The sequence below is a fragment of the Kribbia dieselivorans NBRC 106261 genome, from assembly GCF_001552435.1.
In the GTDB taxonomy this organism is placed as follows: domain Bacteria; phylum Actinomycetota; class Actinomycetes; order Actinomycetales; family Dermatophilaceae; genus Kribbia; species Kribbia dieselivorans.
Window position 1 is genome coordinate 1 of the sequence record NZ_BCRE01000025.1, and the last position, 19,941, is coordinate 19,941.

General features: G+C 68.3%; 17 protein-coding genes and 1 pseudogene. 9 read left to right on the top strand and 9 right to left on the bottom strand.

The features are described 5' to 3' along the window. Window positions 1–169: 169 nt before the first annotated feature. From KD1_RS02380 to KD1_RS02390, 3 genes are read right to left on the bottom strand one after another with little or no spacing between them, the layout of a single operon-like run. Complete coding sequence (locus KD1_RS02380) at window positions 170–667, bottom strand: 2'-5' RNA ligase family protein (RefSeq protein ID WP_306307003.1); 498 nt, start codon at window positions 665–667, stop codon at window positions 170–172. Between the two features lie 35 nt (window positions 668–702). After that, entirely contained in the window at window positions 703–1,740 is a 1,038-nt protein-coding gene (trpS, locus tag KD1_RS02385; RefSeq protein WP_068396996.1) for a tryptophan--tRNA ligase, read from the bottom strand. Window positions 1,741–1,798: 58 nt separating this feature from the next. Then, on the bottom strand, window positions 1,799–2,596 hold the full coding sequence (locus KD1_RS02390; protein ID WP_068396999.1) for an exodeoxyribonuclease III: 798 nt from the start codon (window positions 2,594–2,596) through the stop codon (window positions 1,799–1,801). Window positions 2,597–2,700: 104 nt separating this feature from the next. Between KD1_RS02390 and KD1_RS02395 the strand changes: the two genes are divergently transcribed. After that, window positions 2,701–4,383 (top strand): S8 family peptidase, encoded by a 1,683-nt coding sequence (locus KD1_RS02395; RefSeq protein ID WP_068397002.1) that lies wholly within the window; start codon window positions 2,701–2,703, stop codon window positions 4,381–4,383. Window positions 4,384–4,450: 67 nt separating this feature from the next. On the opposite strand, the gene KD1_RS02400 is transcribed toward KD1_RS02395, so the two are convergent. The 4 genes from KD1_RS02400 to KD1_RS02415 all read right to left on the bottom strand — a co-directional run bounded on the left by KD1_RS02400 (window position 4,451) and on the right by KD1_RS02415 (window position 9,029). Then, the gene (locus KD1_RS02400) at window positions 4,451–5,878 is read right to left on the bottom strand and encodes a sugar transferase (RefSeq protein WP_245627243.1); all 1,428 of its coding nucleotides are present in this window, start codon (window positions 5,876–5,878) and stop codon (window positions 4,451–4,453) included. Between the two features lie 161 nt (window positions 5,879–6,039). Further along, window positions 6,040–7,164 carry a glycosyltransferase gene (locus KD1_RS02405; protein WP_068397004.1) on the bottom strand — a complete coding sequence of 375 codons (1,125 nt, stop codon included), beginning with the start codon at window positions 7,162–7,164 and terminating at the stop codon, window positions 6,040–6,042. A 3-nt stretch (window positions 7,165–7,167) separates the two neighbouring features. Further along, window positions 7,168–8,358 carry a glycosyltransferase family 4 protein gene (locus KD1_RS02410; protein WP_068397007.1) on the bottom strand — a complete coding sequence of 397 codons (1,191 nt, stop codon included), beginning with the start codon at window positions 8,356–8,358 and terminating at the stop codon, window positions 7,168–7,170. Continuing rightward, window positions 8,355–9,029: a phosphatase PAP2 family protein gene (locus tag KD1_RS02415; protein WP_157073119.1), complete on the bottom strand. Its 675-nt coding sequence runs from the start codon at window positions 9,027–9,029 to the stop codon at window positions 8,355–8,357. The genes KD1_RS02410 and KD1_RS02415 overlap by 4 nt, the downstream gene beginning before the upstream one ends. A 90-nt stretch (window positions 9,030–9,119) precedes the next feature. Here KD1_RS02415 and KD1_RS02420 point away from each other — a divergent pair, with 90 nt between their 5' ends. Beyond that, window positions 9,120–10,169, top strand: coding sequence for a glycosyltransferase family 4 protein (locus KD1_RS02420; RefSeq protein ID WP_068397013.1), 1,050 nt, complete (start codon window positions 9,120–9,122; stop codon window positions 10,167–10,169). 1 nt (window position 10,170) lies between these two features. Here KD1_RS02420 and KD1_RS02425 read toward each other — a convergent pair whose 3' ends face one another. Beyond that, window positions 10,171–11,322, bottom strand: a complete 1,152-nt coding sequence (locus KD1_RS02425; RefSeq protein ID WP_068397016.1) for a glycosyltransferase family 4 protein — start codon at window positions 11,320–11,322, stop codon at window positions 10,171–10,173. A gap of 97 nt (window positions 11,323–11,419) precedes the next feature. Between KD1_RS02425 and KD1_RS02430 the strand changes: the two genes are divergently transcribed. Together KD1_RS02430 and KD1_RS02435 are read left to right on the top strand one after the other, a co-directional pair. Beyond that, window positions 11,420–12,268: a nucleotidyltransferase family protein gene (locus KD1_RS02430; RefSeq protein ID WP_217995778.1), complete on the top strand. Its 849-nt coding sequence runs from the start codon at window positions 11,420–11,422 to the stop codon at window positions 12,266–12,268. Continuing rightward, complete coding sequence (locus KD1_RS02435; protein ID WP_068397022.1) at window positions 12,265–12,522, top strand: PqqD family protein; 258 nt, start codon at window positions 12,265–12,267, stop codon at window positions 12,520–12,522. The genes KD1_RS02430 and KD1_RS02435 overlap by 4 nt, the downstream gene beginning before the upstream one ends. A 2-nt stretch (window positions 12,523–12,524) precedes the next feature. Here the strand turns inward: KD1_RS02435 and KD1_RS02440 are convergent, their stop codons facing one another. Continuing rightward, window positions 12,525–13,994 (bottom strand): tyrosine-protein kinase domain-containing protein, encoded by a 1,470-nt coding sequence (locus KD1_RS02440; protein ID WP_169795320.1) that lies wholly within the window; start codon window positions 13,992–13,994, stop codon window positions 12,525–12,527. A gap of 179 nt (window positions 13,995–14,173) precedes the next feature. On the opposite strand from KD1_RS02440, the gene KD1_RS02445 reads away from it, so the two are divergent. From KD1_RS02445 to KD1_RS02465, 5 genes and pseudogenes are all read left to right on the top strand, one after another. Further along, window positions 14,174–16,153 carry a glycosyltransferase gene (locus KD1_RS02445; RefSeq protein ID WP_245627245.1) on the top strand — a complete coding sequence of 660 codons (1,980 nt, stop codon included), beginning with the start codon at window positions 14,174–14,176 and terminating at the stop codon, window positions 16,151–16,153. Between the two features lie 71 nt (window positions 16,154–16,224). Beyond that, entirely contained in the window at window positions 16,225–17,580 is a 1,356-nt protein-coding gene (locus KD1_RS02450; RefSeq protein ID WP_169795321.1) for an O-antigen ligase family protein, read from the top strand. Continuing rightward, on the top strand, window positions 17,577–18,740 hold the full coding sequence (locus tag KD1_RS02455) for a glycosyltransferase family 4 protein (RefSeq protein WP_068397031.1): 1,164 nt from the start codon (window positions 17,577–17,579) through the stop codon (window positions 18,738–18,740). Before KD1_RS02450 ends, KD1_RS02455 begins: the two co-directional genes overlap by 4 nt. Then, the gene (locus tag KD1_RS02460; RefSeq protein WP_068397034.1) at window positions 18,737–19,765 is read left to right on the top strand and encodes a glycosyltransferase family 4 protein; all 1,029 of its coding nucleotides are present in this window, start codon (window positions 18,737–18,739) and stop codon (window positions 19,763–19,765) included. The genes KD1_RS02455 and KD1_RS02460 overlap by 4 nt, the downstream gene beginning before the upstream one ends. Next, window positions 19,762–19,941 (top strand): annotated as a pseudogene (locus KD1_RS02465) (glycosyltransferase); the annotation flags it as partial. The gene KD1_RS02460 and the pseudogene KD1_RS02465, both read left to right, overlap by 4 nt.

Genomic DNA, 19,941 nt, shown 5'->3' on the forward strand with positions numbered 1-19,941 from the left:
CCGGTCGCCACGCCGGCCACCCAGCCCCTTCGCGCGACCCTGCCAGTCTGGGGCTGGGCCGGTGCCGGTCTGGGCACGCTCGCGGTCTTCTCGCTGCTACGCCGCCGACGGCCCAGCGCCGCCCGGCACGGACGCTCCGCGCGCCACGGCCGTCATCGCTGAGCGCGCGTCAACTGCCCGATCCCAACGCGAAACTCACGCGCGGGTGCCATACCCCGTCACCGTTCTGGTCGAACAGATCGATGTGGTCGACGACGAAGTCCGCACGGAAGTCGGCCAGGTCCTCGAACGCCAGGTCCAGGCCGGCATCGTCGAGGTGATGGGCCACGGTCACGTGCGGGTGATACGGAAAGTCCAGCCGGCGCTCAACCGGCCCGGAACGCACGGCCTTCTCCAACCGCTCACATGAGGGGATGCCCTGCGCGACCGTGACGAACACGACCGGGGAGGTCGGCCGGAACGTGCCGGTCCCACGCAGCACCATCCGGAAGGGGCTCGTCTGCCCGGCCACAGCCCGCAAGTGCTCCTCGAACCCCGCAAGCTCGGCCTCACCCACCTCGGTCGGTGGCAGCAACGTCACGTGCGGCGGGATCGCGAGCGCCTGCGGATCGCCGTAGGAGGCGCGCTTGGACTGCAGGAACTCCCCCCACGGCGGAGGAATCGTCACGGACACACCGAGCACCGGCATCGGACGCCCGCCCGTCAGAGACCCGTCACCGGCAACAACCCGACCGCGTTGCGCACCCGGTCCATCGTGACCACGGCGATCTCACGCGCCCGGTCGGCGCCCTTGGCCAAGGTGCGGTCGAGCTCGGCCGGGTCGGCGAGCAGTTCGTTCATCCGCTCCCGGAAGGGCGTGAACGTCGAGGTGACGACGTCGGCCACCTCGCCCTTCAGCGCTCCGTACCCCTCGCCGACGAAGCGGCGCTCAAGATCGGCGATCTTCGTGCCCGACAGGGCGGAGTGGATGACGAGGAGGTTCGAGACGCCCGGCTTGTTCTCGGGGTCGTAGCGGATCTCGCCGTCGGTGTCGGTGACGGCCGACTTGATCTTCTTGGTCAGCTTGCCCGGCTCGTCCATGAGCTCAAGCAGGCCCTTGGGCGTCGAGTTCGTCTTGCTCATCTTCATCGACGGGTCCTGCAGGTCCTGGATCTTCGCCGACTCCTTGAGGATGTACGGCTCGGGCACGACGAGGGTGTTCTCACCGAAGCGCTGGTTGACCCGCACGGCCAGGTCGCGGGTGATTTCGAGGTGCTGGCGCTGGTCCTCCCCCACCGGCACGTACGCGGCGTCGTACATGAGGATGTCGGCGGCCATGAGGATCGGGTAGATGAACAGGCCGACGTTGGCGTTCTGCCCCTTGGCGGTCTTGTCCTTGAACTGCGTCATCCGCCCCATCTCTCCGAACGCGGTCTGGCACGCCAGGATCCACATGAGCTCGGGGTGCTCCTGCACGTGGCTCTGGCAGAACACCGCGGAACGCTCCGGGTCGATGCCGGCAGCGATGAACTGCGCGGCGGTGATGCGTGAGCGGCGGCGGATGACCTCGGGGTCGGTCGGCACGGTCAGGGCGTGCAGATCGGCGACGAAGTAGTACGCGTCGAACTCGTCCTGCAGCGGCACCCAGTTGTTCAGCGCGCCGATGAAGTTGCCGATGTGCAGCGAGTCGCTGGTCGGCTGCATCCCGGAGAGGATGCGGGGGCGTGCGGGGGCCGTGGGGGTTTCGGACATGGCCAGCATTCTGGCACCCCCCGCGCACGTCGCCCAAAGCGGTGGTCAGCGAGGCGGAGCGTCGTGCTCAGAGGTCGTAGTCGACGCTCACGGCGGCGTGGTCGCTCCACCGCTGGTCGTACGACTCGGCACGCCCCACCACCGCCGCGGTGGCGGTCTGGGCCAGGGGCGAGGTGGCCAGTTGGTAGTCGATTCGCCAGCCGGAGTCGTTGTCGAACGCCTTCCCTCGCCACGACCACCACGTGTAGGGGCCGGGCCCAGGGCCGTGGAGCGCCCGGTGCACGTCGACCCATCCCAGCTCCGTGAACCACCGGTCGAGGTAGGCCCGCTCCTGCGGCAGGAAACCGGACTTGCCGCGGTTGCCCTTCCAGTTCTTGATGTCGTGCTCGGTGTGACCGATGTTGAGGTCACCGGTGATCACCGCACGGCGACCGTCGTCGCGCCATTCGCGCATCCGCTGAGTGAGCACGTCGAGGAAGCGATACTTCTCGACCTGCCGGTCGGTGTCCGCCTCCCCGGTGTGGACGTAGACCGAGGCGACCGTCAGTGGTCCGGCCTCGGTCTGGACGTCGACCTCGACCCAGCGGCCGGCCTCGTCGAAATCGGCGGCCAGGTCGCTGGATATCCTGGTCGGCTCCGTTCGGGTGAGGATCGCGACTCCGGCTCGGCCCTTGGCTGCGGCGGGGGCATGCGCCACAGGCCAATGCCCGAAGCCCTCGTCGGCAAGCACCTTGCGCAACTGGTCGTCGCTGGCCCGGACCTCCTGCAGCGTGACGACGTCGGCCTGCTGCGCCTGGAGCCAGGCCAACCCACCCCGTCGCTGGGCTGCTCGGATTCCGTTGACATTGGCACTGACGAGACGCATGACCGACAGTTTGCTGCATGTTTCCCCCAAATCCGGCATCGAAAGGAGCACAGTAGGGCGGGTGGCCAGCAACGAGGCGGGCCACGTCGAATGGGAGACAGTTCATGCAGAAACCAAGAACCGCTGCCGCTGCCTTGGGCGCACTAGCCCTGGTCGCCGGCACAGCCGGGGTTGTCTCGTCCACCGCAGCCAGCGCCGCGCCGACGTCTGGAGAGGCGCGATCCGTCCTTGTCCTGGCGTCGTCGTCAGCCTCGGACGCGCAGGTGCGCCGGGCGATCTCCGCGGCCGGCGGCCGGGTCACCGACGTCAACAAGGCCATCGGCCTGTACACGGTCGAGACCTCCTCCGACGCGTTCAACGCCGCTGTCTCGGCCACGGCCGCCGTCGACTCCGTCGGGCGCGACAAGGTCGTCGGGTACGACGATCCGGCCAAGGCGAAGAACAAGGACAAGGTCGAGAAGGAGAATTGGGGGCAGTCGAAGAAGCAGACCTTCCCGGCTCCGAACACCACCGGTGAGCCCCTGGCCAGTCGCCAGTGGGACATGCGGATGATGAACACGGCTCAGGCCCACAAGGTCGAGACCGGCCGTGGGGTGCGCGTCGGCATCATGGACACCGGCGTCGACGGCAACCACCCCGACATCAAGCCCAACTTCAACTTCACGTTGTCGCGCAACTTCACCACCGACATCGAGTCCATCGACGGCGCGTGTGCCGACGAGCCCGACCAGAGCTGCTCCGACCCGGCCGACGTCGACGAGAACGGTCACGGCACGCACGTGGCCTCGACGATCGCCTCTCCGGTCAACGGTCAGGGCATCGCCGGTGTCGCCCCGAACGCCGAGATCGTCAACCTGCGCGCCGGTCAGGATTCAGGCTACTTCTTCCTCAAGGCCACCGTCGATGCGCTGACGTACGCCCCGTCGGCCGGTGTCGACGTGGTCAACATGAGCTACTACATCGACCCGTGGATGTACAACTGCCGCGCCAACCCGGCCGACTCCCCGGCGGAGCAGGCGGAGCAGAGCCTGGTCATCGACGCGACCAACCGTGCCCTGAAGTACGCGCACCGTCAGGGCGTCACCCTGGTCGCGGCGGCCGGCAACGACCACCAGGACCTCGACAACAAGGTCAGCGACGACACCAGCCCCGACTTCCCCGAAGGCAATGAGCGGGTGCGCGCGATCGACAGTTCCTGCCTCGACATGCCAGCCGAGGGCTACCGGGTCAACACCGTCTCGTCGATCGGCCCGTCGGGTCGCAAGGCGTACTACTCCAACTACGGCACCGGGATCGACATCTCCGCCCCCGGCGGTGACTCCCGCGACTTCCCGGGCACCGATCAGTACCGCAGCCCGGGCAACCTCATCCTCGCGGCGTACCCGAAGAACGTCGGCATCGAGGAGGGCGCCATCGACCCCGTGACCGGCGACATCACACCCGGCAACGAGGGCTTCGTCGTCAAGGACGGCGAGGGCTACTACCAGGCCATCCAAGGAACGTCGATGGCCTCACCGCACGCCGCCGGCGTTGCTGCGCTGATCGTTGGGCGCTGGGGCCACAAGGACCCGAAGAACGGTGGCCTGACCCTCAACGCGAGCCAGACCGACAAGATCCTCGCGGCCACGACCAAGGACACCGCGTGCCCGGCCGGTGGCACGCAGGTCTACCCGTTGCTGCCCGACGTGTACACGGCGACATGCACGGGCACGACGGCCAAGAACACCTTCTACGGTGACGGGATCGTCGACGCCTACAAGGCGGTGACGTCCAAGAACGGCAAGTAGCCGCGGCCACGGTGAATGGGCCGGGGTCAGCCTGCAGGCTGGCTCCGGCCCTTTCGTCTGTCTGTGGTCAGTACGCCCCGCTGCGCCCGAAGACGGCCTGGAAGGTGCGCAGCAGGATGGTCAGGTCCTGGACCATCGACCAGTTGTCGACGTAGTAGAGGTCAAGCCGGACGGTGTCGTCCCACGACAGGTCGGAGCGCCCCGACACCTGCCACAGACCGGTCATGCCCGGCCGCACGCGCAGGCGGCGGACGACGTCGGACTGGTAGTTCGCCACCTCCTTTGGCAGCGGCGGGCGGGGACCGATCAGGGACATGTCGCCGCGCAACACATTCCACAACTGGGGCAACTCGTCGACGGAGTACCGGCGAATGAAGCGACCGGGCTTGGTGATCCGCGGGTCGTTCTCCATCTTGAACAGCACGCCATCAGCTTGGTTGAGGTGCTGGATCTGTTTGAGCACCTCTTCGGCATTGACGACCATGGACCGAAACTTCAGGCAGGTGAATTCCTTGCCATCCAAGCCCACGCGGGTCTGGCGGAAGATCACCGGACCGCGGTCGTCGAGCCAGATGACCAGAGCGGTGATGAGGAACACCGGGGAGAACAGCACCAACAGCCCGGCCGACCCGACGAGGTCGAACACGCGCTTCGACAGATGCGCCGCGGCTTCACGCTGCGGAGGCTCCACGAAGAGCAGCGGCAGGCCGGCCACGGGACGCACCTGAACGCGCTGGCTCGAGATGTCGGAGAGCGCCGGAACGACGATCATCTGAGCGTCGAGGGACTCCAATTCCCAGGCGGTGCGCCGGAAGTCCGCCGAGGTGGGGAACGACCCCTCCGTGAAGACCACCGCGTCGGCGCCGTACTGCTCCACGAGGTCGACGACGTTCTTGGTCGCTCCGACGAACGGGACTCCGCCCGGCGTTTCGTCCGCGCTCCAGCCGACCCGGGCCATCGCGCCCACGACGGTGTAGCCCAACCACGACTCGCGCGTGAGCACCTTGACGACGTCGTCAATATGCTGCGGGGTACCGGCGATGAGGACTCGGCGCTGCAGCACTCCTCGGCGGTGCGCGCGATTCAGTGTTCGTCGCAGGATCAGCCGGAAGATGAGCATCAGGGGGATACCGATGGCGAACAGGAGGAGGAAGTAGCCGCGTGAGAGGTCGTACTTCATGAGATAGCACGCGATGCCGACGACGCCGGCGGCCATCATTCCCCCGAAGGCGACCCGCTGGAACTCCCAGGACCCGCTGCCCATTTCGCGGGCCGAGTAGGCGGAGAGGACGGCATTGCAGGCGATCCAGGTCAGCGCGATGAGTACGCCTGTCGCGAGGGATGACCCGGTGACGTCCTCCACCGCGGAGAAGACCGGGAGTCGGGAGCGCCCGACGTACGCCAGCATTGAGGCGATGGCCACCGCCGCCAAGTCGGAGAGCAGCCCGGCGAGGCGGGTCAGGGCCTGGGTCCGAGACCTGGGGATCCGGTCCAACGGAGACAGAGCCGCATGACGCGGACGCCACCCCTCCTCAGACCCCTTGCCCATCCCTCTGCCCCGTCAGCTCGCCCGTCACCGCCCCGGACAGGGCAGCGTCAACAAGTGGGACGCGCTTAAACACCTCAAGCGCTGCGCCGAGAAGCTATTCTGCCCTCTCAGCCAGTGGTTGGCACGTAGGGGCCTGTCATGGCCTCGACCTCGCGGCGGAGTTCGGCCACGAACCGCTCCTCCGAGTACCGCTCCGCATGCGCCGTGATGGCCCCGGGCTGCCAGAGCCGGTCACGGTTGTCGATCACCGCAGCGCGGATCGCCGCGGGGGTCGCGGCGCCGAAGAAGGCTCCGTTGACGGAGTCGTCGATGGTGTCGAGGTAGCCACCCGCCCGCAATGCCAGGGTGGGCTTGCCGAAGGACGCCGCCTCCAGCGGCGTGAGCCCGAAATCCTCGTAACTGGGAGCCACCAGGACGTTCGCATGGTGGTAGGCCCACCGCATCTGGGCATCGGTCAGCCTGCCCGCCAAGCGCACGTTGTGGGGCGCCATCGCCGTCAACTCGGCCTCCTGCGGCCCGGCCCCGATGACGAGCAGTCGCTCCGGGAGGTCGGTGAACGCCTCGATGGCCTCGCGCACGTGTTTGTACGGCAACAGGCGAGAAACGATCAGGTGAAAGCCCTCGTCTGCCCACTCGGCAGCCTGCGGCACGACCTCGACCTCACCGTGGGTGTCCACCCCGAACGGCGGGAAGAGCACGTCGGCCTCGATGCCGTAGGCCTCGGCGACGCGTTCGCGCACCACGTTCGAGTTCGCCAAGTAGCGGTCGGCGGTGCTCGCCGCGGCCCGATCCCAGCGAGTCAACGCCGGACGCAGGGCCATCAACGGTGCGCCGATCGGGTGTCGCCACAGGTTGTGGGTGCCGAGGTAGTCCTTGGTCTGGTACACCCAACGCGCGGGCGCGTGGCAGTAGACGAGCTTGCGGCCCGTCGTCCTGATCCCGTGCGCCCACCCACTGCTGGAGGCGACGACGACGTCCGCATGAATGCGCATTTGACCGATGCCCCACGGCAACAGCGGCAGGGCGCGGCGGTGATCCTTGCGCAGGTCGCTGAGGCGGTTCAGTGGAGACGTACGGATGTCGAGGTCACGGAACTCTGGGTAGGTCGAGTCCGGTTCGTAGAGCGTGGTGTAGATCGGAGCGCCCGGGAAGGCTCGGGCCATCGACAAGACAACACGCTCAGCTCCGCCCCGCTGTGTGAGGTAGTCGTGAGCGATCGCGACCCGTGTCAACTCTTAACCGCCCCCGCGCTCAGACAATGAAACGTTCACAGTCTCCCACCACGCCTCGTTCAGCAAACGTGCCGTCTCGGAGATTGGGAAACGTCGTGTCACGGATTCCCATGCGCGCACGGCTCGTTCACTTCCCTCTGCGGGGTTCGACAGTGCGTCGACGACCGCTTCGGCCAGGCCGTGGACGTCTCCTGGTTCGACCAGCCAGCCCAGGGGGCCGTCCGCCTCGGGGTCGTCGAAGATCTCCGGGACCCCCCCGGCTTTCGTGGCCACCACTGGGGTGCCCTGGGCCATCGCCTCGGCAACGACCTGACCGAAGGGTTCCGGAGTCGGCGAGGCGTGGACGCATACCGTCAGAGAGGCCATCTCCGCCGTGATCGCCTCGATGAACCCGGTCACCTCGATCCGGTCGGCCACGCCGAGGCGCTGCGCCTCGGCGATGACCTCGTCGGCGTAGGCCTGCGCACCGAACATCGGCTCGCCGATCAGCCGAAACCGCGTGGTGGGGTGTGCCTCGAGGATCGCCGGCGCTGCACGGACCAGTTCGAGCTGCCCCTTCGTGGGGCTGATGCGTCCGACGAGCCCCACCACGGGTGCGGTCGTGCGCGTTGAATCGCCAGCACGCGGTGCGGGGCCGATCTGCTCCGGCGTGAGACCGGGGTGGATCACCCGCAACCGCTGTGCCCCGGAGATCGTCGCAGCCGTGGCATACGAGTTCGCGATCACCAGGTCGGGTGCCCTCCGGGCCAGCCGCCGAAGCATACGTGCCACCGGGGCGGGAAGGTAGTCCTCACTGATCCGATCATGGATATGCCAGACCAGCTTGGCTCCGGCCAACCGCGCCGCGACCAGTCCGATGAGGTCGGACTTGAGGGAGGTGGTGTAGACGACGTCGACGCCCTCGGCGCGCAGCAATCTCGCCAACCGCAGGGCGAAAGGTGTGACGGCCAGTCCCCCGCGCAAGGCGGCGATCGCTCCCCCCGCCTCGTGCCGAGTGGTTTCAGACACTTCCTCTCTCAACGGGAGAACACCTACGCGCAGGCCAGCGCGGCGCAGCCGTGCCGCGAGCGGTCCCTCGGCGAAGAGCACGACGCTCAACTCCGGAGCCGTGGCAGGTAGGGCCTCGAGCGTGCGAGCCAACGCCAACTCCGCGCCTCCCAGCGTGGCCGTGTGGTCCAGCACAGCGACCTTCATCGGGTGATCACCCCCACTGGCTCCGACTCGGGCTGGCGCTTTGCGCCCGTTGTGGGCGACAGCGGGTCGAGGCCCACGAGCGTGCAGGCGAGCAGCCCCACGCCCCCGGTCAGCAGCAGACTGCCCAGGCCGTCCGCCGGCATGTGGGCGTGATTCGCAACGTTGCCGAATAAGGCAAGCACGACGATACCCACCAGGGTCCAGGGGACCCAACTCCGTCGGCCGGTCGGCCAACAGAGCCAGATCGCCCAACAGGAGACAGCCACGATGGCCACGTGGGTGGAGGGAAAGGTGTTGTAGGGGTACGCCCCCACGCCGAAATCCGGGCGGGGAAGTGCCCCTCGAAGGGCCCACACCGCAGGAACGACGACCCCAACCAACGCCGCCCCAAGGACGTTGCGCCACCGGCCTCGGACCAGCGCCACCAGACCCAGGAGCGCTGCCACAGCGGGGCCGCCAACAAGCAGGACTTCACGCGCCAGCCTGTCGGCACCCTGCGCCAGGACCCCCGGGGTGTGTCGCACGGTCAAGCCATAAAGGTGCACGTCGACCCACTGACCGACAGGCGTGAAGACCGCAATGGCCCCAAACGCCACAAACGCCACCACGAGAAGGGATCCGGACACGACGACCCCGAGCGAGCGCATTCGAGGTACCTCCGAGGCGGGCATAACGGCAGGTTAACCGGGCTCTGGACGGCACACCATTCTGCCGGACAGCGTGGCCTAGTATCCGTGCGGGACGAACGTCAGGGGATCCACATGAACCGGCTCACCATCGCCAGTGCTGCCACAGCCGCGCCCATGGGCGCACAGGTCTATCAGGAGGAGATCGCGGCCCGGGCCGCCTCGTCCCTGGCCAACCACGGCGAATGGCACGTGGACCGGGTGATCGCGAGATCGCTGCGGTCGCCGTTGCCGGGCACCCACCGTTTGCCCTCGGGTTGGATGACCAACGCGGGTGTGCGGCAGCGCGACCTCGTCGGGCGTGCGCTGTACCGCCGCAGCGATGTCGTGCACCGGATGAACCTCGAACTCCCTCCTGGCCCGACCGAGGTCGTCACCCTGCACGACGTCGTCGCGTGGCGTTTCGACGATGAATCCGACCCCGTGCCGGCCGCCGCGGCGGAGCTTCGGCGGGCCGCCGCTGTCATCTGCGTCTCGGAGTTCAGCGCGCAGGAGGCCATCGACCTGCTCGGGATCCGCGATCCGTACGTGGTGCCGAACGGTGTCTCGCCGGACTTTCTCGACGCCGCCCCCTTGCCGGAGTCGGTGTTGACGGAACTGGGCGTCGACGGACGCTATGTGCTCATCGCCGGTGGCGCGGCAACCCGTAAGAACCTCGAGGGTCTGGCCGACGCGTGGCCGATCGTCCGCGCCGCCGTCCCCGACCTGTCACTCGTCCTCTCCGGTCCGGAGCACCAACGCCGAACCTCCCTGTTCGCCCACCAACCTGGTACCCACCTGGTCGGCCGGATACCCGGTGAGATGGTGCCCGGCCTCGTCGCAGCCGCTGCCGTGGTGGTCGTCCCCTCGCTTTACGAGGGCTTCGGTCTCCCAGCGTTGGAGGCGATGGCGGCTGGGACCCCGGTGGTCGCCGCCAACACGAGCTCCCTGCCCGAGGTAGTCGGGGACGCGGCTCGGCTGGTCGAGCCGACCGGAGCAGCGATCGCCGAGGGCATCATCGACGCTGTCAGGAATCCTGATGACGCCATGACGGCACGCGCCCGCGAGCGCGCTCGCATCTTCACGTGGGAGCGCAGCGCCGCGGCCCACGCCGAAGTGTGGGCGAAGGTCGCGGCCGGCCGCTGACTCACCGGCGGCGAGCGCGGGCCCTGGCGAAGACCTTCTCGTAGTCCGCGGCCACCCGGTCCCAGGTGAACTCGGTGACCCGGTCCCGGCCGGCCTGACTCAGCCGCGCTGCCAGTTCGCCGTCGTCGACGGCCCTCCGTAGAGCGCTGCCCAAGGCTGTTGAATCGGTCGGGTCAACGATGAGGCCATCAACTCCGTCGCGCACGAAGGTCGCCGGTCCGCCCAGGGAGGTCGCCACCAGCACCGCTCCGGCTCGCCACGCCTCCAGCGCGACGATGCCGAAGGCCTCGCGGCGACTCGGCACGACGACGACACCGGCCCGGGTCATGAGGTCGATCACACCGCGCCGATCCAAGCGACCGGGGAACTCCACCGTGTCGGTGATACCGAGATCGGCGGCCTTCTTGATCAGGTCCGCGAGCGCTCCTCCGTCACCACCAATCACGAGCCGCGCGCCCTCAGCGGCCAATCCACTTGCGGCGAAGGCGTCCAGGAGCAGGTCGAAGCCCTTGACGCGCTCCACCCGACCCACCGCGACGATCGTCGTTGGCTCCTTGTCGACCCGATCGCCGCCGCCTCTGAGCCTCTCAGGCTCATTGAGATCGACACCGTTCGCCACGACATCTCCGCCGGTCAACCCGAAACGGGCACGCAGATCGTCGAGGACCAACTCCGACGCGCCGGTCACGACATCCGCCCTGCGAAGTCCACGCCGGAGCGCGGTTCGAGCGAGCGCAGACTCGTCGAACAACGAGTGGTCGTCCATGAAGGTCTCACCGTGAGCGCTGATGACGAGCGGAGTCCGCGTGAGCGCTGCAACGGCCTGGGCGTACACCCCGTTCGGACCGAAGCACTGGACGTTGAGGATCTCCGGGCGATCGTCGCGGTAGGCGGCCAACCATTTCACCAGGGCGCTCGGGACGGTCAACGCGGCCCGTGCCAGCGCACCGGCCTGCCGGGCCGGGAGTGGTGTCGGGAGATAGCGGACGATGATCCCGTCAACGGTCCGCACTCCGAGGTGCTCACCTCGGTCAACCGTCCAGACGACGACCTCGTGACCTCGGGCAACGAGTTCGCGGGCCACATGGCGGGTGTGCTCCTCCACCCCACCGGGATACGGGTGGAAGGAGGATGAGATGAGGGAGATCCGCATGATCCGGATTGTCGCAGGCAGGCGATTCAGGGCAGGTGTCGACCATGTGCGAGACTGCGCGAGGTTGACGAGAGGGGCGGGCATGGGCGAGTCGACGATGGTGGAACCACCCCTCACCGTGCGGGTGGCCTTCGCGCATGCTGCGCTCCAGCACGTGGCGGATCGCCACGGCGTTGACGTTCTGCACATCAAGGGTCCTGCCCTCGACCCGCAGATTGTCCGGCCAGGCCGGACGAGCACCGATGCGGACATCGTCGTCCGGCCGAGTCACCTGCGCCACTTCATCACGGCACTGCGTGAGGCGGGGTGGGTCCAACAGGAGCACTTTCGCAGTGCCTCATCGTTCGAGCACTCGGCGGCCTTCCGCCACCCCGAGTGGGGTCTGGCGGATGTGCACCGCCTCATTCCGGGATTCACCGTGCCGCGAGAACAGGCCTTCGATCGCTTGTGGACCGACCGGCACGACGCGACCATCGCCGGTCGGGCGTGCCCCGTGCCCTCCTTGCCTGCCCAGGTGCTTATCATCGCCCTCCACGCAGCCCGCTCGCCCGGCAGCGGACGCGCAGACAGCGACGTTGAGCATTCCTGGGGTGCCGCGGACAACGACCTGCGCGACGAGGTGAAGGGCCTCGTGACCGCTCTCGGGGCGGAGGTGCCCTTCTCGGTCGTCACTGGCACCCTCGACGAGCATCGAGATGACCCGCAGTACCTGATCTGGAAGGTGGCCTCCCGGGGCGGCACCAGACTTGAGGAATGGCGTGCGCGCATCAAGGCCGCCCGCACACCAGCGGCCAAGACCGTGCTCGTTCTCCGGGCTCCGCTCGTCAATGTCGATCACCTGCGCATGGTGCGCGGGCGACCGGTCACATGGTGGGAGATCGTCGTCGAGTTCTTCGCCCGCCCGGCGCGCGGTCTGGGTGAGTGGTGGAAGGCACAGCGGTCATGACGCGGCACATCTCCCCCGACGTCGCGATCGAGTGGAGCGGCGATCAGGTGTGGGTGGCCCTGCTGCCCGCAGGCCCGCTGGTCGGATTCACCGGCAGCGGTGCCTTGATCTGGTCACTCCTGGAGGAGGGTGGGGACACTGATCTCGTCACCCGCACGGCAGTGGAGGCAGGAGTCGAGCCCTCCGTCGTCGAGGCCGATGTGACGGAGTTCCTCCGTCAGTGCACCGACCTCGGGCTACTCACCCGAGGCTGAGGTCAGCGGCGAAGCAGGCTGCGGCGCGGCTCGCTGCCCTTGCGGTCGCGACGGCTTTCCCCGAGGCTCGACGCCAGCGCTGCGGGGTTCTCCGACCCCGCGGCGTGCGTCGCCTCGGTGCCCTCGGGGGTGCGCCCGTACCGGCCGTATCGACCGTAGTAGTAGTTGCCCGAGGTGGCGGCCGAGTCCTTGTTGAACGCGAACCCCGCGATCCGCGCTCCGGCCGTCTCCAACTGGCGAACTGCGGAGGTGAGGTCGCGCTTACGGGTGCGCCCGGCGCCGACGACCATGATGAGTCCGCCGGTGAAACGTTGGATCAGGGACGCGTCGACGACCGGGATGACCGGAGGAGTGTCGACGAGCACGAAGTCGAATTCGCTGGTGAGTCGCTCGAACAGTTGCTGCATCGGCTCGGACCCCAGCAACTCGCTCGGATTCGGCGGGATCTCCCCAGCCGTCATGACGTAGAGGTTCGTCTGGCCGATGCGCTGGATGACGTCGCTGGGCTGGGCCGCGCCCAGCAACACGGTCGTCAGACCAAGTTCACCCTCGAGACCCATGCGCTGGGCCACCGACGGATTGCGCAGGTCGGCGTCGACGAGCAGCGTCTTCAACCCGGAGTCGGAGGTCGCGTGAGCGAGGTTGACCACCGTGGTGGTCTTGCCCTCGCCCGGCAGGGACGAGGTGACGGCGAAAGAATGCCGGCGGGTGGCGACGTCGACGAACATCATGTTGGCCCGCAGCCGGCGAATGGCCTCGGCGTGAGCGCCGTGAGGGTCATCGACCATCGACATCCAGTTGCCCCGGGCCCGCTTGACGAGCGGAAGCCGAGCGAGCAGCGGGCGGTCGGAGATCGCCTTGACGTCGTCGTCGCTGCGGACCTTGGTGTCGAGGGAGTTGCGCATCATGGCCACGGAGATGCCGAGCACCACACCCGCGAGCAGGCCAAGCAGCACGTTTCGCGGGACGTTCGGGGAACTCGGCGTGCCGGGCACCTGGGCGGGGGCCACCGGTCGGGCCTCGATGGACTGCCCGCTCGCCTTGAGAAGCTGGGAGAACTCCGGGGCCACCTGAGCCAGAACCGGGCCGGCGGCGTTGGCCATGTCGGCGGCCAGCGTCGGATCGGAGTCCTGAGCGGTGAACGTCATCATCGTCGAGGAGCTGGAGATCGCGGCCGACACGTTGACGGGGGCACCGGACGGCAGGTCCAACTCCTTGCGCAGCGGTTCGACGACCGACGGCGCCGACAGGATCTCGGCGAACGTGTCGAGATCGGCCTGGGTGAGCAGGTATCCGCCCGAGTTCTTGCTGGCGCCGCTGCTGTTGACGAGGAAGTACACCTTTGCCGTTGCGGTGTAGACCGGTGTCTGCACCGCCGTGAAGGCGGCGGCCAGCGCGGTGACGAACAGGGTGCACAGGACGATGACACGCCACCGGGACCTCAGGATGTTGACGAACTCCCGAAGCGTCATGAACTCCCCCACCAGATAGACGTACCGCAAATCGGCAATCGGACAATCTCCAAAATGATCGCACAGCGCCCGGACAACCATTACGTCCGCAGTCCCACCCCATCCACCGTCCTGAGCGTTGTCGGTGCCCGGCGGTTACGATGGCCCAGTTCATTACGGGGGACGAGGGGAGACGAAAAGTGCGCATCCTGCGCATCTCGCACAGCGCCGTCGTCGACCAGTGGCGGGAGCGCGAGCGCGCCCTGCTACGGCTCGGCCATGACGTGCACCTGCTCAGCTCCCGTTCGTGGAACGAGGCGGGGGCCGAGGTACCGCTGACGCCGCGCCCCGGTGAGGATGTCGAAGGAGTCCGCACCTGGGGGCAGCACCCCGCCCTCTTCGTATACGACCCTCGCCCGCTGTGGCATGAGCTGGGCAAGGTGTGGGACCTCGTCGATCTGCACGAGGAGCCGTTCGCCTTGGCGACCGCCGAGGTGCTCGCCATCAAGTGGCTGCGCCGGAACCGTGCGCCGTACGCCCTGTACTCCGCCCAGAACCTGGAGAAGAACTACCCTCCACCGTTTCGGTGGTTCGAGCGCGCCGCTCTACGCGGTGCGGCCGCGGTGCACACGTGCAATGACGCGGCCGCACGGATCGTTGAGCGCAAGGGCTTCCCGGGGCAGGCCGTCAACATCCCCTTGGGCACGGACCTCGAGACGTTCACCCCTCAGTCGGACCCCACGACGCCCAGGGGGCCCAATGTCGGCGCCAGCACCATCATCGTGGGATACGCCGGCCGCTTGGCTCCGCACAAGGGCGTGGACGTGTTGCTCGAGGCCGTCGCCGGCGACTCCCGCCTCCACCTGCGCATTGCCGGCGCAGGCCCCGCCGAGGCAGCATTGCGTGCCCGCGCTTCCCAACCGGACCTGGCGGGGCGTGTGACGTTCCTCGGAGTCGTTCACAGCGACGAGCTCCCGGACTTCTATCGCTCGTGTGACGTGCTGGCCGTACCCTCACGCACGACACCGGGCTGGATCGAGCAGTTCGGGCGGGTCGCCGTCGAGTCAATGGCGTGTGGCACCCCGGTCGTCGCCAGCGCCTCCGGTGCCCTGCCCGATGTTGTCGGTGACGCCGGCCTTCTCGTGCCAGAGGGTGACGCTGACGCGCTGCGCTCGGCGCTGGTTCGGGTCGTGACCGAGCCGGGCCTGCGTGATCGGCTCCGCGACGCGGGCCTGGCCACCGCCGCCCGAACGGGCTGGGACGAGGTGGCTCGGCGCTACTCCGAGATGTACGCCACCGCCACCCATCGGCCGAACCTCGAAACCCGGCGCGCTCTGCACGTCATCGTCGTCGCCTACGGCGCCCCCGACCTACTGGAGCGTGCGCTGACCCCGGTCAAGGACCTGCCGGTCACGGTCGTCGACAACTCGTCGCGGCCTGATATTCGGGATCTCTGTGACCGCTTGGGCGTGGCGTACGTAGATCCAGGGCGCAACGGTGGCTTCGCCGCGGGGGTCAACGAAGGGCTTCGGCGCCTGGACGACCCCACGGCGGACGTGCTGTTGCTCAACCCCGACGCCGTCGTCACTCCGGAACAGGTCACGGAACTCCATCGGGCCCTGCTCGCTGATCCAAAACTGGCTTCGGTCGCTCCGGCTCAGGTCGACGACACCGGTGCCCCGGCGAAGGTGCAGTGGCCCTTCCCCCAACCGCTCGGGACGTGGACCGAAGCCGTCGGGCTGGGCAAGCACCGATCCGCCGAGATCGGCTTCGTCATCGGGTCCGTGCTGCTGCTGCGCGCCGAGGCCTTGGCTCAGGTCGGTCCGTTCGACGAGCGATTCTTCCTCTACGCCGAGGAGACCGACTGGGCCTACCGAGCGCACCTCCTGGGGTGGCGCCACCGCGTGGTCCCGGAGGTCACGGCGATGCACATCGGAGCGGCGACGAGCACCGACCCCTGGCGGCGTGAGTCGTGGTTCCACGCCTCCCAGGAGCGCTACATGCGCAAGCACTTCGGAGCCGCTGGATGGCAGATCGCTCGGCTGGGCGAGATGGCCGGATCTGCGGTGCGGGGCACGGTGCTGCGCGGCGAGCGCCAAGCCTTGGCGCGCAATCGGTTCGCGCTGTACCGCACCGGCCCGATCCGTGCGGAGCAGCCCCGTCCGGGATACGTGTCATGAGCCTGCTCGGGGCGGATCGCGCGCAGGTCGCTGACCGCATCGCCATGGGGACGAAGGCGGTGATCCTCGTTGTGGGCACCGTCGCGGTGCTCCTTGCCGTGGGGTACCTCATCCCGCACCAGCCGATTGTGGCGTTCGCGCTGACCGCGATGGTGTTCGCGCTGGCGATCACGTTCGTGGAACCGGCTGCCGTCCCCCTGCTGGTCACGCCGTTGCTGCTGGTCAACGTACGCGTTGCGGCGGGTGGGGCGGACCTGTCGGTCTCCGACTTCGTCATGGCCGGGGCCATGGTGCCGGCGATCCTTCTCGCGCCCAAGCCTTTCAGTCGACCGATGCTCTCCGTGGTCTGGCTGGCCTTCGCCTATCAGGTGGCGACGCTGTTCACCGTTCTCACGAATCCCTACGCGGCGAACGTCATCGAGTGGGCGCATGCCGGCGTGCAGGTCCTCGGGGCGCTGATGATCGGATGGATGCTCGGTCGGCGGGGGTTCGGGACACTCGCTCTGCGACTTCTCTGGATCACCGGGATCATCCTGGCCATCGGCGCGGTCATCAGCGGTGTGCAGCAATACGCGAGCGGCGGCTTCGGGGCGGTCTACCCCACCTATCCATTCCCGATGCACAAGAACTACATCGGCCTCGTGGTGATGATCGTCCTGGTGACGATGTACGCGGCCCCACGCTCGATCCGTCTCCCTGGGCTGGTGCACTGGGGGGGCATGGCTGTTCTGGCCGCGGCCATCGCGATGGCCCAGGCCCGCCAGTCGATCGTCGGCCTTGGTGTGGCGATCATCGTGCTCGTTATGCGGTCCGACGCCGAGCACAAACGCTCCAAGATCGCCATCGCTGCGATGATCCCGGCCCTGGTCGGGGTGTACCTACTGGTCCGCAACCAACTCGAATCGGATAACCGCTTCAACTCGGCCAATCAGCGGGTCGCGTGGCTACAGGAGAGCGTGGCGCTGTGGTCCGACCATCCGTGGGTCGGTGTCGGTTTGCGGTTCTGGTACCAGGGGGACGTCGCTATCGGCTACCAACCCCCCAACGTGATCCTTGAGATGCTGACCACCGCGGGTCTCGTCGGTCTGGCCGGTTTCGTGCTGTTGTTCGGTGGAAGTCTGCTGGTGGCCTGGCAGATGCCCAAGGGCATCGGCTCGATCGCCGTAGCCGTGCTCGTCGCCCGCATCGCCCAGACGCAGTTCGACCTGTACTGGTCGTCGGTCGGCGCCTCGGTGCCATTCTTCATCCTCGCGCTGTGTATCGGCATGGTCGCGAAAGAGGAGGCCGATCGTGAGGACGAGTGCACCGTGGAGGCCGAGCGGCCAGCCGCACCCACCTCAGCGGCCGCGCACAAACCCATCCTGACTGACGCGCAGGATGACCCGCCCACGATGCCGGTCCCGACCTACAGGAGCCTGCCCAGATGACCCGCATCCTGCAGATCTGCCCGGTCATCGGGCCTGGCACCGGAGTCGGTGCCGTCGCCTACCACCTTGAAGAGGAGTGGCGTCGGGCTGGCCATGAGGTCGAACGATTCACCCTGGCCGAAGCAGGCGGCGGGTGGTTGCCGGAGCCTGGTGCCGGGGCTGCGGGCAAACTGGCGATCATCGCGCGCGTCGTGTGGTTCTCCACCGTCGGCACGGTGCTCGCCAAGCGCCGGATCTCGACGCTTCAACCCGATGTGACGGTCTGCCACAACGACGCGCTCGCCGGAGATGTGTACGTCAATCACGGCATCGTCCTGAACGCCATGAAGGCCAGAGGGTCCGCGTGGCTGCGGATGATCCGCAATCCCCTCCATGTGTTCACCTATCTGCGCGACCGCCTCCGCTACGAATCGCCCGCCGGCCCACACCGGCTGGTGATCAATCTGGTGCAACTCGACGACGAGGGACTCCGGTCCGCCTTCCCTCGCCTCAGGGTGCCCACCGCCGTGGTCGGCAACGGGGTTGACACGGCGAAGTTCCGACCGCCGACCACCGAGGAACGTCGTCGCGCGCGCGACGAGATGGACCTGAGCGACGGAGATGTGGTGTGGCTCTTCGTCGGCCATGAGTACGACCGCAAGGGGTTGCCGGTCGCGCTTGAGGCCTTGGCTCTCGCCGACGTTCACCACCACCTCGTGGTCGTCGGGGGCACCGCCGACATGGTCGACGGCCTGACTGCCGAGGTCACGGTTCGGGGTCTGACCGAACGCGTCCATGTCATCGGTCAGGTGTCCGATCCTCGCCCGTACTTCCACACTGCGGACGTCTTCGTGTTCCCGACGCTGTACGAGTCGTACGGTCTGGTCGTCCTCGAGGCGCTGGCGTGCGGCGTTCCGGTCGTGACGACCGATACCGGGTGCGCCCGCGATGTGCTGACGCCCGGGGTCAACGGGACCATCACCCCGGCGCGCGCGACGGAGGTCGCCGCCGCGGTCCGCGATCTGACCGCAATCCCGCGGGACGAACTCGCCCGGGCGTCGCGCGCGGCCGCCGAGAAGCACACGTGGACTGCGGTGGCGCAGCAGTACCTCACCGCGTTCGAGGAGCACGGACTGCTCCCCCGCGCGGCCGACGACCAGCGCGTCGATGGAGTCGCATGAGGATCGCGCACGCTGTCCGTTCCGACGGGTTCGCCGGCGTCGAACGACACATCCAGCAACTGGCTCGCGCCGAGGACGAGGCCGGGCATGAGGTCACCGTCATCGGCGGCGATCCGCCACGGATGCAGGCCGGTCTGCCGGATTCCGTTCGGCACCTTCCGGCGACCACCGTGCTCGGCGTGACGCGGGCGCTGCGCCAGGCGGGCGACGTCGAGGTCGTCAACCTCCACATGACCGCCGCCGAGGTCGGAGCGGCGTTGGGCGGGTTCCTCACACGACGCTCCGGCGGTCCTCGCTACGTCGTGACCCGACACTTCGCCGGTGTCCGCGGGGGCTCCGCCCCGGTACGTCTGGCCGGCCGGTACCTCCGCCACCGCGTCGCCGCCCAGATCGCCGTGAGCCACTACGTCGCCGATCGCATTGACGGCGACAGCACGGTCGTGCACTCCGGGGTGGCACCTCGCCCCGACGGCCTGCCCGCCGCGGAGCGGGAGCAGAGCGTGCTCCTGCTCCAGCGCCTCGAACCCGAGAAGGGCGCCGACATCGCGATCGCCGCGTTCGCGTCCTCCGGTCTGATCGACCACGGCTGGCGGCTCGACATCGCCGGGGAGGGAGCTTTGCGCACCGACCTCGAGGCCCTGACCCACCGACTGGGTATCGCCGCGCACGTCCGGTTCCTCGGCCACGTCGCCGACGCGCCACAGCGCCTCGCCACGGCCGGGGTGCTCATGGCCCCGTGCGCCATCGAGGGCCTCGGTCTGACGGTGCTCGAGGGCATGGCCGCCGGCACCCCGGTCCTCGCCGCCGCCGCCGGTGGGCACCTCGAGACCATCGGCTCCGTGCCGGTCGCCCGCCTGCTCGCCCCCGACGACGTGCCCAGCGCCGCCTTGGCCCTCCAGGACCTGGCCCATGACCCGGTCCACCGCGACCGCGTCGGCCGCGCCTCGGCGCTCCGCCAACGCGAGGCGTTCTCGATCGAGAGCCAACAACGCGGCACCGAAGCGGTGTATCGGAGCGTGCTGTGAGAGACCTCATCGTCCTGTCCCTCGAACCATGGGACGCCATCTGGCGCCGCAACCAGCACCTCATCGCCGGTCTCCTGCGTCGCCACGACGACCTGCGCGTGCTGTTCGTCGAGCCGAGCACCGACCCGCTGCACACGACCCTGCATGGCGGCGTCCCCAAGGCCGGCAAGGGCCTG